12 protein-coding genes and 1 tRNA gene are annotated in these 15,211 nt (G+C 66.4%); all 13 read left to right on the forward strand.

The genetic code is table 11. The features are described 5' to 3' along the window. The first annotated feature begins 13 nt into the window (after positions 1-13). Positions 14-967 carry a bifunctional riboflavin kinase/FAD synthetase gene (locus tag ISP14_RS09580; protein WP_404538720.1) on the forward strand — a complete coding sequence of 318 codons (954 nt, stop codon included), beginning with the start codon at positions 14-16 and terminating at the stop codon, positions 965-967. Positions 968-1,153: 186 nt separating this feature from the next. Further along, on the forward strand, positions 1,154-4,114 hold the full coding sequence (locus ISP14_RS09585) for an isoleucine--tRNA ligase (protein ID WP_404538723.1): 2,961 nt from the start codon (positions 1,154-1,156) through the stop codon (positions 4,112-4,114). 133 nt (positions 4,115-4,247) lie between these two features. Beyond that, a complete protein-coding gene (gene lspA / locus ISP14_RS09590; RefSeq protein ID WP_404538726.1) occupies positions 4,248-4,748 on the forward strand; it encodes a signal peptidase II in 501 nt (166 codons plus the stop codon). Positions 4,749-4,776: 28 nt separating this feature from the next. Then, positions 4,777-5,736 (forward strand): 4-hydroxy-3-methylbut-2-enyl diphosphate reductase, encoded by a 960-nt coding sequence (gene ispH, locus ISP14_RS09595; RefSeq protein ID WP_404538729.1) that lies wholly within the window; start codon positions 4,777-4,779, stop codon positions 5,734-5,736. A 50-nt stretch (positions 5,737-5,786) separates the two neighbouring features. Then, positions 5,787-5,862, forward strand: a tRNA-Thr gene (locus ISP14_RS09600). 246 nt (positions 5,863-6,108) lie between these two features. Then, positions 6,109-6,456, forward strand: coding sequence for a DUF2946 family protein (locus ISP14_RS09605; protein ID WP_404538731.1), 348 nt, complete (start codon positions 6,109-6,111; stop codon positions 6,454-6,456). Between the two features lie 321 nt (positions 6,457-6,777). Beyond that, positions 6,778-7,740: a transporter gene (locus ISP14_RS09610; protein WP_404538735.1), complete on the forward strand. Its 963-nt coding sequence runs from the start codon at positions 6,778-6,780 to the stop codon at positions 7,738-7,740. 58 nt (positions 7,741-7,798) lie between these two features. Continuing rightward, the gene (locus ISP14_RS09615; protein ID WP_404538740.1) at positions 7,799-8,332 is read left to right on the forward strand and encodes a peroxiredoxin family protein; all 534 of its coding nucleotides are present in this window, start codon (positions 7,799-7,801) and stop codon (positions 8,330-8,332) included. Between the two features lie 232 nt (positions 8,333-8,564). Then, entirely contained in the window at positions 8,565-9,188 is a 624-nt protein-coding gene (locus tag ISP14_RS09620; RefSeq protein WP_404538743.1) for a GspH/FimT family pseudopilin, read from the forward strand. Then, positions 9,185-9,697 carry a type IV pilus modification protein PilV gene (gene pilV, locus ISP14_RS09625; RefSeq protein WP_404538745.1) on the forward strand — a complete coding sequence of 171 codons (513 nt, stop codon included), beginning with the start codon at positions 9,185-9,187 and terminating at the stop codon, positions 9,695-9,697. The genes ISP14_RS09620 and pilV overlap by 4 nt, the downstream gene beginning before the upstream one ends. Then, positions 9,694-10,698, forward strand: a complete 1,005-nt coding sequence (locus ISP14_RS09630) for a prepilin-type N-terminal cleavage/methylation domain-containing protein (protein WP_404538748.1) — start codon at positions 9,694-9,696, stop codon at positions 10,696-10,698. Before pilV ends, ISP14_RS09630 begins: the two co-directional genes overlap by 4 nt. Before the next feature lies 1 nt (position 10,699). Then, positions 10,700-11,311, forward strand: coding sequence for a pilus assembly PilX family protein (locus ISP14_RS09635; RefSeq protein ID WP_404538751.1), 612 nt, complete (start codon positions 10,700-10,702; stop codon positions 11,309-11,311). A 74-nt stretch (positions 11,312-11,385) separates the two neighbouring features. Continuing rightward, the gene (locus ISP14_RS09640; protein WP_404538754.1) at positions 11,386-15,207 is read left to right on the forward strand and encodes a pilus assembly protein; all 3,822 of its coding nucleotides are present in this window, start codon (positions 11,386-11,388) and stop codon (positions 15,205-15,207) included. Positions 15,208-15,211 lie beyond the last annotated feature (4 nt).

Below are 15,211 nucleotides of genomic sequence, written 5' to 3' on the forward strand. Positions count from 1 at the left end.
ATATACTGCCGCGATGACGAAACTTTCCCGCGATATCGCAGGCCCTTGCCTGGCGCCCCAGGGCAGCGTGGTGGCCGTCGGTGCGTTCGACGGCTTGCATCGGGGTCACCAGGCCTTGTTTGCGCAAGTGCAGCGCCGTGCGCGGTCGCTGGGTTGTGCAGCGGCGGTGGTGACGTTCGAGCCGCTGCCGCGGACCTATTTCTCATCCGAGCCGCTGCCCCGCCTTTCCAGCGTGCGTGAAAAGCTGCTGGGGTTTGCGGCAGCGGGTTTCGAGCAGGTGCACATGTTGCGCTTCAACGCCGAACTGGCCGCGATGTCGGCCGGGGACTTCGTGCAGCGCGTATTGGTCGAGCGCCTGGCTGCCAAAGAAGTCTGGGTGGGCGCGGATTTCCGCTTCGGCCACCAGCGAAGCGGCGATGTGGCCTTGTTGCGCCAGCTGGGCGAGAAGGCCGGATTCGCCGGCTGCGTGATGCCGTCGATCCTGCTGGAAGGCGCGCGCGTCTCCGCCAGCCGCGTGCGCCAATTGCTGGGCGCCGGCGAGTTCGCCGGTGCCGCCGCGTTGCTCGGCCGTCCGTTCGTGATCGAAGGCAAGGTCGAGTACGGCAACCAGCTGGGCCGCACGCTGGGTTTCCCCACCGCCAACATCCACCTGCGCGAGCGGGTCAGCCCGGTGGGCGGCATCTTCGCGGTGCGCGTGGGCCTGGGCGAGAGCGAATGCAGCTGGCCGGGCGTGGCCAGCCTGGGCGTGCGCCCCACGGTGAACCAGGTCAGCGAGCCGCTGCTGGAGGCCCACCTGTTCGATTTCGAGGGCGACCTCTACGGCCGACGCATGGCGGTGGAGTTCGTCGCCAAACTGCGCGACGAGCAGAAATTCGACGATCTGGATGCACTCAAGGCGCAGATGGATCATGATGCGCGCTCGGCCCGGGAAATCCTGGGTATGAATCCGGTACTGGCCCGCGCATGAGCACCCGCGACAAGTCCAATCCGAGCTACACCGCCGGCAGCCGCGTGAACGCGGCCGCGGCGGTCGTCATTATTATTTGAAGGCATCCGCCCGCAGCGCGTGCGCCTGCCGCCGCGCGCGGTGGGCGGTACAACAGCGCTCCGGGCCGGGCGGCATCGGGGCGGGACTGAAGAGGCACCCGAAGCGATGACCCAGGATTACAAGAGCACCATCAACCTGCCGCAGACGGATTTCCCGATGCGCGGCGACCTGCCCAAGCGCGAGCCGGGCTGGCTGGCCGAGTGGGAGCAGGTCGGGCGCTATGCGCAGATCCAGGCCAGGACCGCCGGCCGCGACAAGGCCTTCGTGCTGCACGACGGCCCGCCTTACGCGAACGGCGCGATCCACATCGGCCACGCGGTCAACAAGATCCTCAAGGACATGGTGGTGCGCTCTAAGCTGCTGGCCGGGCATCGCGCACCCTACGTGCCGGGCTGGGACTGCCACGGCCTGCCGATCGAGATCGCGGTGGAGAAGCAGCACGGCAAGCCGGGCGAGAAGCTCGACGCGCGCGCATTCCGCCAGAAGTGCCGCGAATACGCCGCCGAACAGATCGACACCCAGCGCGCCGGCTTCAAGCGCCTGGGGGTGCTGGGCGACTGGGAAAACCCGTACCGCACGATGGACTTCAAGTACGAGGCCGACATGGTGCGTGCCTTGTCGCGCATCGTCGCCAACGGCCACGTGGTGCGCGGCGCCAAGCCGGTGTACTGGTGCTTCGACTGCGGTTCGGCGCTGGCCGAGGCGGAAATCGAATACGGCGACAAGGTCTCGCCGGCAGTGGACGTGGCCTATGACGCGGTCGATCCCACAGCGCTGGCCGCGGCGTTCGGCGTGGATGCGGGCGACGCCATCGTCGCCGTGCCGATCTGGACCACCACGCCCTGGACGCTGCCGGAAAGCCAGGCGGTGTCGTTGGGTGCGGAACTCGAATACGCCCTGGTCGAAGGCCCCGCGCGCGGCGGCAGGCGCGTGCTGCTGGTGATCGCCGCTGCGCTGGTCGACAAGGCGCTGGCCCGCTATTCCCCTCTCCCTCCGGGAGAGGGTGCCCGAAGGGCGGGAGAGGGTACGGGCGGAGCGCAGCATTCCGGCTCCGCCGAACCCTCACCCCCAACCCCTCTCCCGAAGGGAGAGGGGAGGGTGTTGGGCCACGCCGTTGGCGCCACGCTCAATGGCGTGAAGCTGCACCGCCCGTTCTACGACCGCGTCGTGCCGGTCATCCTCGGCGAGCACGTCAGCGCCGAGGACGGTACCGGCGCGGTGCACACCTCGCCCGACCACGGCGTCGAGGACTTCGTGGTCGGCCGTGAGAACGGCATCGGCCTGCTCAACTACATCGGCGCGCGCGGCACCTACCGCGACGACACGCCCAAGGCCGGCGAACTCGACCTGGCCGGCATGCACGTGTGGAAGGCCAACGACGCCATCGTCGAGCTGCTGCGCACGCGCGGCGTGCTGCTGGCGCACGCGAAGATCGAACACAGCTACCCGAACTGCTGGCGCCACAAGACGCCGGTGATCTTCCGCGCTACGCCGCAGTGGTTCATCGGCATGGAGCAGGCTGGCCTGCGTGCCACCGCGATGAAGTCGATCAAGGACGTGCGCTGGGTGCCGGGCTGGGGCGAGGAGCGCATCGCCGGCATGGTGGCCGGTCGCCCGGACTGGTGCATCAGCCGCCAACGCACCTGGGGCGTGCCGATCGCGCTGTTCGTGCACAAGGCGACGCAGGAGCCGCATCCCGATTCCGTGGCGCTGATGGAACAAGTGGCCAAGCGCATGGAGCAGGGCGGCATCGACGCGTGGTACGACCTCGATCCGGCCGAGCTGCTGGGCGACCAGGCGAAGGACTACGACAAGGTCACCGACGTGCTCGACGTGTGGTTCGACTCCGGCGTCACCCACTTCGGCGTGATCGGCCAGCGTCCCGAGCTGCAGCAGGGCAGTGCGTCGCAGTACAAGGTGATGTACCTCGAAGGCTCCGACCAGCACCGCGGCTGGTTCCAGTCCTCGCTGCTCACCTCGGCGGCGATCCACGGCCGCGCGCCCTACGACGACGTGCTCACCCACGGCTTCACCGTGGACGCCTCGGGCCGCAAGATGTCCAAGTCGCTGGGCAACGTGGTGGCGCCGCAGAAGGTGATGGACACACTGGGCGCCGACGTGCTGCGCCTGTGGGTGGCCTCGGCCGACTACCGCAACGAGATGAGCGTCTCCGACGAGATCCTCAAGCGCGTGTCGGATGGCTACCGCCGCCTGCGCAACACCGCGCGCTTCCTGCTCGGCAACCTCGACGGCTTCGATCCGGCGAAGCACCTGGTAAAGGTGGAAGACAGCCTGCCGCTCGACCAATGGGCGGTGCAGCAGGCCTACGACGTGCAGCAGGCGGTGGTCGCCGCCTATGAGCGCTACGACTTCCCCGAGGTGGTGGCGCGCGTGCAGAACTTCTGCACCAACGAGATGGGCGCGCTCTATCTCGATATCACCAAAGACCGCCTGTACACCATGCCCACCGACAGCCACGGCCGGCGCAGCGCGCAGAGCGCGATGTACCGCATCGCCGAGGCGCTGGTGCGCTGGCTGGCGCCTATACTCGGTTTCACCACCGAGGAGATCTGGCAGGCGCTGCCCGGTCAGCGCAGCGAGAGCGTGCTGTTCGAGACCTGGTACGACGGTCTGGCCGCCACCCAGGCTTCGCCCGAGCAGCGGCGCTGGTGGGCCGACCTGTTGGCGATCCGCGACAGCGCCGCGCGCGTGCTCGAAGGCATGCGCAAGGCCGAGCAGATCGGCGCCGCACTGGAGGCGAAGCTGGCGATCCATGCCGACGAGGCGACGGTGGCGCGCTACACACCGGCGCTGAACGAGCTGCGCTTCTTCTTCATCACCTCCGACGTGCGCCTGGATAAGGCCGGTGGCCAGCCGGACGACGCCGTGCTCACCGAGCTGGAAGGGGCCGACGTATGGGTCTCGGCCACCGTCAGCGGGGCCGCCAAGTGCGTGCGCTGCTGGCACCGCCGCGACGACGTGGGCCACCACGCCGACCACCCGGAACTCTGCGGGCGTTGCGTCAGCAACGTGGAAGGACCGGGCGAGACGCGGCGCTGGTTCTGACCTGAAAATATCCCGTTCGCCCTGAGCGTAGGCCCGCAGGGCCGAAGTGGAAGGGGCGTGGTGCGTGGCCCTTCGACTTCGCTGCGCTACGCTCAGGGTGAACGGCAATGAACGGATGACCCTGGCTGAATCCATGACCACCAAACCCAACGCGCTCCCCTGGCTGCTGCTTTCCGCCGTCGTCATCGTCCTCGACCAGCTCAGCAAGTGGTGGGCGCTGGCCGCGCTGCAGCCGGCGGGCCTGCCGCACCCGGTCATTCCGGGCTTCATGAACTGGACGCTGGCTTACAATCCCGGCGCCGCCTTCAGCTTCCTCGCCTGGGGCAACGGCTGGCAGCGCTGGTTCTTCGTGGCGCTGGCGCTGATCATCAGCGCGGTGCTGGTGGCGTGGCTCTCGCGCACCTTGCGGCGCGACTGGCGCACTGCGCTGCCGCTGTCGCTGGTCATCGGCGGCGCGCTTGGCAACCTGATCGACCGTTTGCACGCGGCCCAGGTCACTGACTTCGTCGACGTGTATTTCGGCAATTGGCACTACCCGGTGTTCAATCTTGCCGATTGCGGCATCACCGTGGGGGCCGTGCTGCTGGTGGCGTTCGGCCTGTTCGGCGGCAAGGGGCAGGGCGGCGTGCGATAATCCGCGCTTGCCTGTCGCCGGTTCGTCCATGGATATCCTGCTCGCCAATCCCCGTGGTTTCTGCGCCGGCGTCGACCGCGCCATCGCCATCGTCGAACGGGCGCTGGAGTCGTATGGCGCGCCGATCTACGTGCGCCACGAGGTGGTGCACAACCGCTACGTGGTGGACAAGCTGCGCCACGACGGCGCGGTGTTCGTGGAGGAGCTGCACGAGGTGCCCGACGGCGCCACGGTGATCTTCAGCGCCCACGGCGTCTCCAAGGCCGTGCGCGAAGAGGCCGAGCAGCGCGACCTCAAGGTCTTCGACGCCACTTGCCCGCTGGTCACCAAGGTGCATATGGAAGTCGCGCGGCTGGGGCGCATCGGCCGCAGCGTGGTGCTGATCGGCCATGCCGGCCACCCCGAGGTGGAAGGCACGATGGGCCAATGGAATGCCACCAACAGCGGCGAGATCCTGCTGGTGGAGTCGGTGGATGACGTGGCGGAGCTGGTACCGCGCTTCCCGCATCTGCTGTCCTACGTCACCCAGACCACGCTGTCGGTGGACGACACCAAGGCGATCATCGCCGCGCTGCGCGCGAAATTCTCCGACATCGAGGGGCCGCGCAAGGACGACATCTGCTATGCCACGCAGAACCGCCAGGACGCCGTGCGCCGGCTGGCCGACGCGGTGGACCTGATGCTGGTGGTCGGCTCGGTCAACAGCTCCAATTCCAACCGCCTGCGCGAGCTGGCCGAGAAGCAGGGCGTGCGCGCCTACTTGATCGACGGCGCCGAGCACATCGATCGCGCGTGGCTGGAAGGCGTGGCCCGCATCGGCCTCACCGCCGGCGCCTCCGCACCCGAGAAACTGGTGCGCGACGTGATCGCCCGCCTGCAATCCTGGGGCGCTGGGGCGGTGCACGAACTGGACGGCGAGGCGGAAACCATCACCTTCGCCCTGCCGAAGGAGCTGCGTGTGCTGGAAAGCGGCCCGGCGGCGGACTGATCCGGCTTGCGCCCCATCCGGCCGCCCCGTAAACTTCGCGGCTCGCCATCGCCGGAATAGCTCAGTTGGTAGAGCGGCGCATTCGTAATGCGTAGGTCGCAGGTTCGACTCCTGTTTCCGGCACCATATTTCGAATAAAAACAGCGGCATGCGCATATCAGCGTCTGCCGCTGTTTTTATTTGCATCCCACGAGGGCCACGGTTTGTGTGGCCAATCTGTGGCGACGGCGGCCCCGCGTTGTACCCGCTTGCAAAGGTGTATGCGACAAAGCGATGCAGTCGCCAGGCAAGAGGCAAGTGCTACATTGCCAGCCCTGTTCTCCGCTTCTTCCGGTCGATTGCGTGTTGCGACGTAAGGCCAAGCGACAACCCATGGCCTGGCTGGCCTGGCTGGCCATGGCGCTGCTGCTCGTGGCGCCGCTGGTATCGCGTGTCCTGCCGGCATCGACACCGGTGACGCACGCCATGATGGGCGGAGTTTGTCCGCATGGCATGGCGTATGCCGGCCATGCGTCCAGGCAACCCGGTGAGAAGAGTCCGACGGATTGCTGTGGCTACTGCGTGCTGCTCGGACAGCAGTCGCTGCTGGCTGCGCACGCCATCCTTTACCTGTTGCCTGCAGCACCGCGCGAAGCCGTTGCAGCGGCCTATCAGGTGCCATCGCTTGAACCGCCGGCCCGCCTCTGGGCCCGACCACGCGGCCCTCCATACCAGGCTTGAGCTTCTCTGGCATGCGTCTGCGCCGATCCGGCGTCGGGCCGATGCTTTTCATCTCCACCCGTGTCGTCGCGCACCGACCATCGCATGCCATCGCATGCGCCCCGGATGCCGGCGCACGCAAGCCCATTTCCAGCGCGCGAACCGTACGACGTTCGCCGCGCGTTTCAAGGCCGGATCTTCATGCGCCACACATCATCATCGTCTCGCACGCCATCGCTGCGTCGCTCGCCGCGGCATACTGCAGCGCCTGGTGCGGCATTCTTGCTTGCCGCAGCCTGCATGCCCCAGCTTGCCCACGCCTGTGCCACGTGCGGATGCACGTTGAGCACGGATGCCGCCACGGGCTATTCGACCGCCAGCGGCTGGCGGATCAACGTCGACTACACCTATATCGATCAGAGCCAGCTTCGTCATGGCGGCAGCAAGGCGTCGCCCGAACAAGTGGTCGATCAGCCCTCCGATCCGTCGCTGGGCGGCGGGGAGATCGAAAAGGGGACCACCAATCGCTATATCAACATCGGCGCGACGTATCGCTTCAATGCCGACTGGGGCGTGTCGCTCGTCGTGCCGTATGTCATCCGCGACCACGACACCTACGGCACACAACTGGCGCCGTACACACCCGGCGAGAGCGCGCCTGACCAGATCAGCGGCGCCCATGTGGCCGGCATCGGCGACGTCAAGGTGATCGGCAGCTACCAGGGCTTCCTGCCCACGCACAATTTCGGCATCCAGTTCGGCGTCAAGCTGCCCACCGGGAACTATGGCGGCCAGACCGGCGATGGCGCGTTCGTCGGTCAGCCCGTGACATTCCATTCGGGCCCGGGCCTCGGCCAGTCGCTGGACAGCAGCCTGCAGGCGGGTACGGGCAGCACCGACCTCATCGTCGGCGCCTATTACTTCCAGCCCGTGAGCCAGAATTTCGACATGTTCGTGAATGGGCAGTTCCAGGCGGCAGTAAGCGAGAAGATGGATAGACCGGGCGCCAACTTCCGGCCGGGCAATCTGGCTTCCGCCAGCTTCGGCCTGCGCTACGAAGCCCATGCGGACTGGGTGCCGCAGCTGCAGGTCAACGTGTTCCATCGCAGCGCCGACCAGGGCGCCTTCGCCGATACGCCCGATACGGCCGGCACGGTGGTCTATCTCAGCCCCGGCATCAGCGCCAGCTTGACCCGGAACCTGCAGTTCTATGCTTTCGTGCAGCTGCCCGTGTACAGCCATCTACAGGGATACCAATTGTTCCCGCGCTGGACGGGCACGGTTGGCCTGAGCATGCAACTGTAAGCAACGTTGGTTTGGACGTGCCTGCCAAGGCAGGCATGTCCATGTCAGGACGATCCCCATGGCCTTGTTCTCCATGACCCCTCTTCGCTGCGTCGCCGTCGCCTGCCTGTTGTGCGTACTCGGCATGTCGCCCGTGTCCGCGAACGACCTCCGCGTAGGCCAGCCCGCCCCCGACATCACGCTGGACACGCTGGACGGGCAGCACATCGCCCTGCACGACCTCCGCGGAAAGACGGTAATCCTCACGTTCTGGGCAACCTGGTGCGTTCCATGCCGCGAAGAGTTGCCGCTGTTGTCGCGCTACGCCCGGGCGCACATGAGCGACGGCCTGGTCGTACTCGGATTCAGCCTCGACACACCCGATACGCTGGCACAGGTACGCCAGGTCGCATCAGGCCTGCACTTCGCGGTGGGCCTGCTTGGCGATGCGCACGTCCAGGGCTACGGGCGCATCTGGCACCTGCCCGTGAGCTTCGTCGTGGATCGCCACGGCGTGCTTGTGTACGACGGCTGGAACGACAAGCAGCCGGCGTTGACGCGCGAACGGCTGGAACAGGTAGTTGCACCGCTGCTCGGGCCATCGCCTCGTTGAGGCGTGGGCCGGCCTGGACCGTGGACCCGCGGTGGTGGAAGCGCCGTGAGAGTGCGGACCCGGCAGCGTGTCGTGGCTTGCTGTGGGGGCGCTGGACTGGATATGTGACAGCGGCCAGGTTTTGCGGGGCCGGCTCGCCGCTTGTCGGCAAGTTCTTGCCGTTCGTCACCGCAAATACTTGACGAAATAACTTGCGTCACTAACCTGCGATCTACGGTCCAGGGGAGTGATCATGCAAGTCCAGTCGCAGCCATCGGGCATTCTGCCGGGCGGGTCGCGCGGATGGCGTGCCATCCGCGGGCAGGCGTGGGGGCCGTGCGCCCGGCGCGGCTTCACCCTGGTCGAGCTGATGATCACCGTGGCCGTGGCGGCCGTGCTGCTGATGATCGCGGTGCCCAGTTTCAAGAACATCACGCTTTCGAACCGGCTCAATACCGCCGCCAACGACCTGGTCAACGCGATCAACGTCGCGCGCATGGAGGCGGTCAAGCGCAACGCCAACACCCAGTTCTGCAGCAATTCGGCCAGCGCCAACACCAACGACGGGCTCGGCGGCGCCTGCGGCACGGAAGCCGGTGCGGTCCGGGCCATGCGCGGAAACGCAGTCGATGAGAACCCGGTTCTCGCCGGTGTAGCCAGCCTAGGCCCGCCCATCCAGATCAACGGCAATCTGACTGCACTGCGTTTCAGCGCGCAGGGACAGGCGCGCAAGGCCGGCGATGCCACTTCTTTCGGCGATGTGGTGGCGGACATCTGCACCAGCCAGATGAGCCGCGACAACCATCGCGTGATCACCATGCGGGCGGGCTCGATCCTCGCCACCACGACCTCCAGTGGAGACTGCCCTTCGTCATGAACGACTCGATCGCGTCCGCGCGACAGGCGCGCTGCCATGTGCATTTCCGGAGCCACCAGACTGGTGTCGGTTTGATCGAGGTATTGGTGGCCGTGCTGGTGCTTTCGATTGCCTTCCTGGGCGTGGCGGCGCTGCAGGCAAGATCGCTCGCCACCACCAATAGCGCGATGGCGCGCAGCCTGGCCACCATCGCCAGCTATTCGATCCTCGACGCGATGCGCCTGGACATCGCCGCAGCCAGGGCGGGCAGCTACAACCGCAGCGCCGATTCGGCGGTCGTGGCCAACGCCTGCCCGGATGCCTCCGGGTCCTTGATCAACGACCAGCTCAACCAGTGGTGTGCCCAGCTCGGCCAGGGCCTTGGCATGGCGGCCACCACCACCGGGCAGATCGCCTGCTCGGATGCGGGTGTCACCGCCGACTGCACCGTCACCATCACCTTCGACGACAGCCGCGCCGGCACCGGGGGCAGCAATGTCCAGACCGTCGCCACTAGGGCCATGCTATGAAGCGCCGTCCGCTTGCCGGCTTCACCTTGATCGAGCTGATGGTGGCGATGGTGCTGGGCCTGGTCGTGATCGCCGGCGTCACCAGCGTGTTCCTCGCCAACCAGCAGGCGCACCGCACCAACCAGGCGCTGGGCGACGTGCAGGACAACACGCGCATCGCCTTCGAGATGATGGCGCGGGACATCCGCGACGCCGGGCTTACCGGCTGCAGCAACGACGGCCGCGTCGCGAACGTGCTCAACAACGGCCCGGTCGCCGGCGGCAGCGCCTGGTGGGCGGACTGGAACCATGCACTGGTGGGTTACGGCGGCAGCCAGACCGATCCGGCGGTGACCACCGGAACCGCGGCGGGAAACCGGGTGGGCGGCACGGACTCGCTGCAGCTGCTGGGCGGCGATGGCCTGGGCGCGAGCATGCAGGTGAACGCCGAACCGGCCGCCACCTTCACCCTCAACGAAACCGGTTCCAATCTGAAGGTCGACCTGAAAGTCGGCGACGTGATGGTTGTATGCGATCCCGACCACGCCGCGCTGGTGCAGCTCACCAGCCTGAGCGGCGGCACCCTCGGCCATGCCGGCGCCACCGGCTCGCCGGGCAACTGCACCACCGACCTGAACTACCCCACCGTGTGCAGCAGCACCGCCAGCTACGTGTTTGCGACGAACGCGCAGATCACCCGCCTGCGTGCGGCCGACTGGTATGTGGGCAACAACCCGGACGGCGGCAGATCGCTGTACCGCTCCAGTCTGGTCAACAACGCCGGGATACCCACCCCTACCTCTGAGGAACTGGTGAGCGGCGTCACCAACATGAGCATCACCTACCACCAGGCGGGCAGCACCGGTTTCGTGGCCGCCAGCAGCGTAGGCAACTGGACGCAGGTCGATGCCGTACAGGTACGCCTGTGGCTTGAAAGCGCCGACCAGCATGCCGGCACCGATGCCAAGCCACTGCAGCGCGATTTCACCGCCACCACCACCGTACGCAACCGGGTGAATTGACATGTCCAGCGCCATGACCGTCCGTTCGTATCACCGGTTCGCCCGCCGCGCCATGCCAAGGCGCGTGGGGCAGCGCGGCGTGGCGCTGGTGGTGGCGCTGCTGCTGCTAGTGGTGATCACCTTGGTCGGTCTTGCCGCGGTGCGCGGCACGATCATGCAGCAGAAGATGGCGGCCAACCTGTTCGACCGGCAGATCGCCTTTCAGAGTGCCGAGGCGGCGATGCGCGCCGCCATGGCCCGCATCGCCGGCAACCCCGGCGAGATTGCCCGCAACTGCCAGGCCGGCGGCGTGTTTTGCCAGAGCAATCCGTTCGAGGATCCGAACCTGGATCAAAGCAAGATCATTCCTGTCGTGACCGGCACCGGCACCGGCCAGTTCGATGCCGGCGCGCTGGCGGCCAGCCAGCCGCAATACGTCATCGAGAACATGGGCAATTGGTACAACCCCAGCACCAGCACGGGCTTCGGCCAGAGCGCCAACGCACACAACTACGGCGCCCAGGGCACCTCCACCACCGCCGTGTATTACCGCATCACCGCCCGCAGCGGCGATCCCTCCCTGGTGGAGGGACGCGCCATCGTGGTGCTGCAAGCCATGGTCAAGCAGGGCTGACTTCCGGCGTTCCCAACGAGTCCCTTGGGGCGCATGGTCATGCCATGACGCTCCATCCAGCAGAGCGAGCCGTCATGAACATCGTGTCCCGTTTGCGCAGCAAAGCCGCCGGCTTCCTGGCCAGGCTGCTCGTCACCAGCGTGCTGGTGTGCGCCGCAGGTATCGGCCCCGCGATGGCGGCCAGCGTCAGCGTCGACCAGTCGCCGCTGATCATCCAGCGCTCGCTGCCGCCCAACCTCGTGCTGATGCTGGACGATTCGGGTTCGATGGATTGGGACTACATGCCCGACTGGAGCTATCTGAGCAGTACGTCAAACGATGCCGTGCGCAACGCCAACGTCAACGGCACCTATTACAACCGCAACGTGAGCTATGCGCCGCCGGTCAAGGCCGATGGCACGTTCTATCCGAATTCGCCGGGACTGACGACGGCCTACAAGGACGGTTTTCTCGATACCAGCGCCACGGACGTGACCCGCTACGCGAGTCCGTACCAGTCCCGGTTTCCGTACTACACGATGTTCCCGATTGTCACCAACTATGCGGCGACATCGACGACCACCTATTCGTGTCCAAGCGGCTATACCGCGTACGGCGTCAATCAGTGCCAGAAAACCAACACGCCCAACAAGGGCTCGATCATCGATGCCACGGCCTCGATAACCTACAGCTGCAACAGTGGCGACACCAAGAGCGGCAGCCAGTGCACGAATACGACGAATAAATACTATTTCACCTATACGACCGGTACGGCCAATACCCAGAACTACGTTGGCGTAACGGGAAGCTGCGCCAGCCTCACGTCTGCCCAGCAGGCGGTTTGCGACGACAGCACCGCGGCCCAGCAGAACGTGGCCAACTGGTTCTCGTACTACCGCACGCGCATCCTGATGGCCAAGAGCGGCCTGATGAGTTCGTTTTCGACCATCGATCCCTCCTTCCGGATCGGCTTCGGCTCGATCAACGACAACAACGACAGCAACCTGCCGGCGTCCACCTGGGCGAATGGAACGAACGGCAACGTCATCGCGCAGGTCAGCCCTTTCGGCGATGGCTCTTCAGGTACGCAGAAGGCCAACTTCTGGAAATGGGTCAGCAGCAGCAAGGCCAACTCGAGCACGCCGCTGCGCGTCGCCCTCGATGCCGTCGGCACCTATTACCAGACCGCGCAGCCGTGGAAGGGAATGAGTTCCGATCCCGACTACACCACCGCGGCCGCCAACACGCAGCTTGCCTGTCGCCAGTCCTACACCATCCTGACCACGGATGGCTTCTGGAACGAAAGCTTTTCCGGCGCGGGCGACGTGGACGGCAGTGCCGGCAGCACGATCAACGGCTCCAACGATCAGCACTACACCTACACGCCGGCACTTCCCTATACCGATTCGGCAGTAAGCACCTACACCACCACCTCCACGCCGTCCTGCCCGAGCAGATACAGCCTCACCAAAGTCGGCAACGTCTACCAGTGCACGCGCTCGGGCTACACCAACCAGGCCCCGACCTGTCCGGCCGGCAGCACCCTCAGCGCCGACCAGCACACCTGCCAGAAGACCGTGACCGCGCCTAATCCGAGCTACTCGGATACCTTGGCCGACGTGGCCATGAAGTACTGGTCCACCGACCTGCGGCCGGACATGGCCAACGAGGTGCCGACCAACGACGCGGATCGCGCCTTCTGGCAGCACATGACCACGTTCACCCTGGGCCTGGGCTTCGACGCGACGGACGGCACCGGCACCAAACTGGACACGGACCGCATGGCCAGCATCTTTGCCTGGGGCCAGGGCGACGCGACCAAGGCGATCAGCGGATTCAGCTGGCCGAAACCCGCCGGCGATTCGATCAACAACATCGCCGACCTGGCGCACGCCGCGGTCAACGGCCACGGTGGTTTCTATTCGGCCAAGAGCCCCGGGGATTTCGCCAATGGCCTCAAGGAGGCGCTGAAGCGCGCCGCCGAGCGCGTGGGTACCGGCGCCAGCCTGGCGGCCAATTCCACCCAGCTGCAGACCGGTACGGTGGCCTACCAAGCCAACTATTGGACGGCCAAATGGAAGGGTGACCTGAAGTCGCTGGCGGTGGACTCCGCTACCGGCACGATTGCCGCCAGTCCCACCTGGACGGTGTCGGGCAAGCTGCCCGCGGCAGCCAACCGCACCATCAAGACCTTCAATCCCGGCGCCGCGGCGGGCAGCCAGTACGCGGATTTCGCCTGGGGCTCGTTGTCGACGGACCAGCAGAACGCGCTGGTGGCCGTGCCGCTGCCGGCGGGAACCGTGTTCAGCGGTGCCGGCCTGGTCAACTACCTGCGCGGCGACAGCTCGCAGGAGCTCGTCAACGGCGGCGTGTTCCGCAACCGCGACACGCCGGTGGGCGACATCGTCAATTCGCAGCCGGTCTACGTGGGCGCGCCCAACGCGAACCAGTTCTATACCGAAAGCTTCAGCGGCTCGACGGTGTTCGCGAAATACGCGAGCGGCCAGAGCAAGCGCGCCGGCACGGTCTACGTGGCCGCCAACGACGGCATGCTGCACGGTGTCGATGCCACCTCCGGTGTCGAGAAGTTCGCCTATCTCCCCGGTGCGACGATCACCGCCGGGGTGAGCGCACTGGCCAGTCCGGACTACGGCGGCACGGTGGCGCACGGTTTCTTCAACGATGGCGAGCTGACCGTGGCCGACGTCTACACCGGCAGCCCGGCGAGCTGGAAGACGGTGTTGGTGGGCAGCACCGGGCGCGGCGTGGCCAAGGCCGTGTACGCGCTGGATGTCACCGACCCGGACAACGTGAAATTCCTGTGGGAGCGTTCGGCGGGCGACGGGTTGGCGAACAGCAACTTCATCGGCCAGATGACCGGCAAGCCGGTGATCGCGCAGACCGCGAATGGCAGCTGGTCAGTGCTGATGGGCAACGGCTACAACAGTGCGGCCGGCAAGTCGGCGCTGCTGCAATTCGAGATCGTGGACGGCACCTTGCATGCGCACGTCACCACCGACACCAGCGGCCTGGCGGCGCCGGCGGTATGGATGGATCCCTCCGGCAACGGCATCAGCACCGCGGCCTACGCCGGCGACGCGAACGGCGATGTATGGTCGTTCAAGCTCAACACCAGCGCAGGCACCAGCGCTACCGCCACGCCTGACAGCGCCGGGGTGAAGATCTTCGTCGCCAAGGACGCCAGCAACAACCTGCAGCCGATTACCGCGGGCATGCTGGTCGGCAAGGACCCGGGCACCGGTAACACCTGGGTGTTCTTCGGCACGGGCCGCTACTTGAACGCCGCGGACCTCACCGATACCAGCGTGCAGAGCTGGTACGGCCTGATCGTGCAATCGGGCACCAGCGGGCTGGCGGTGACGTCGGCCATGACCCGCACTGCCAACCTGGTGAAACGCGCCATCACCGCCGAAGCCGGCAACGCGCGCGCCGTCACCACGCTGGACGAGGCCATCGCGGCGAATACGGCTATGAGCGGCAAGTCGGGCTGGTACGTCGACCTGAGGTCGCCGGTCGCCGGCGCCGAAGGCGAGCGCATGGTCACGCCCAATCAATTCCAGGGCAACCTGCTGCTGGGCACCACACGCATTCCCAAGGCCAGCGACCCCTGCAACCCGTCGGGCCGCGGCTGGATCATGGCGCTCGATCCGTTCTCCGGCACCAATCCATCGCGGGCGTTCTTCGACCTCAACGGCGACGGCAAGGTGGACGACAACGACTTTATCGACGGCAAGCCGGCCGCGGGCATCGGTTTCAGTTCGCTGCCGAACAATCCGATCTTCGTCGGCAGCGCCATGCTGACCAGTTTCGACAACGGCAGTACGTCCAGCACCCAGACCGCGAGCTCGACCAACGAACCGAAGCGCGTGTCCTGGCGCGAGATGATTGTCCATTGAGGAA

Origin of the sequence: Dyella agri (genome assembly GCF_044904705.1) — a bacterium.
Classification (GTDB): Bacteria; Pseudomonadota; Gammaproteobacteria; order Xanthomonadales; family Rhodanobacteraceae; genus Rhodanobacter_A; species Rhodanobacter_A agri.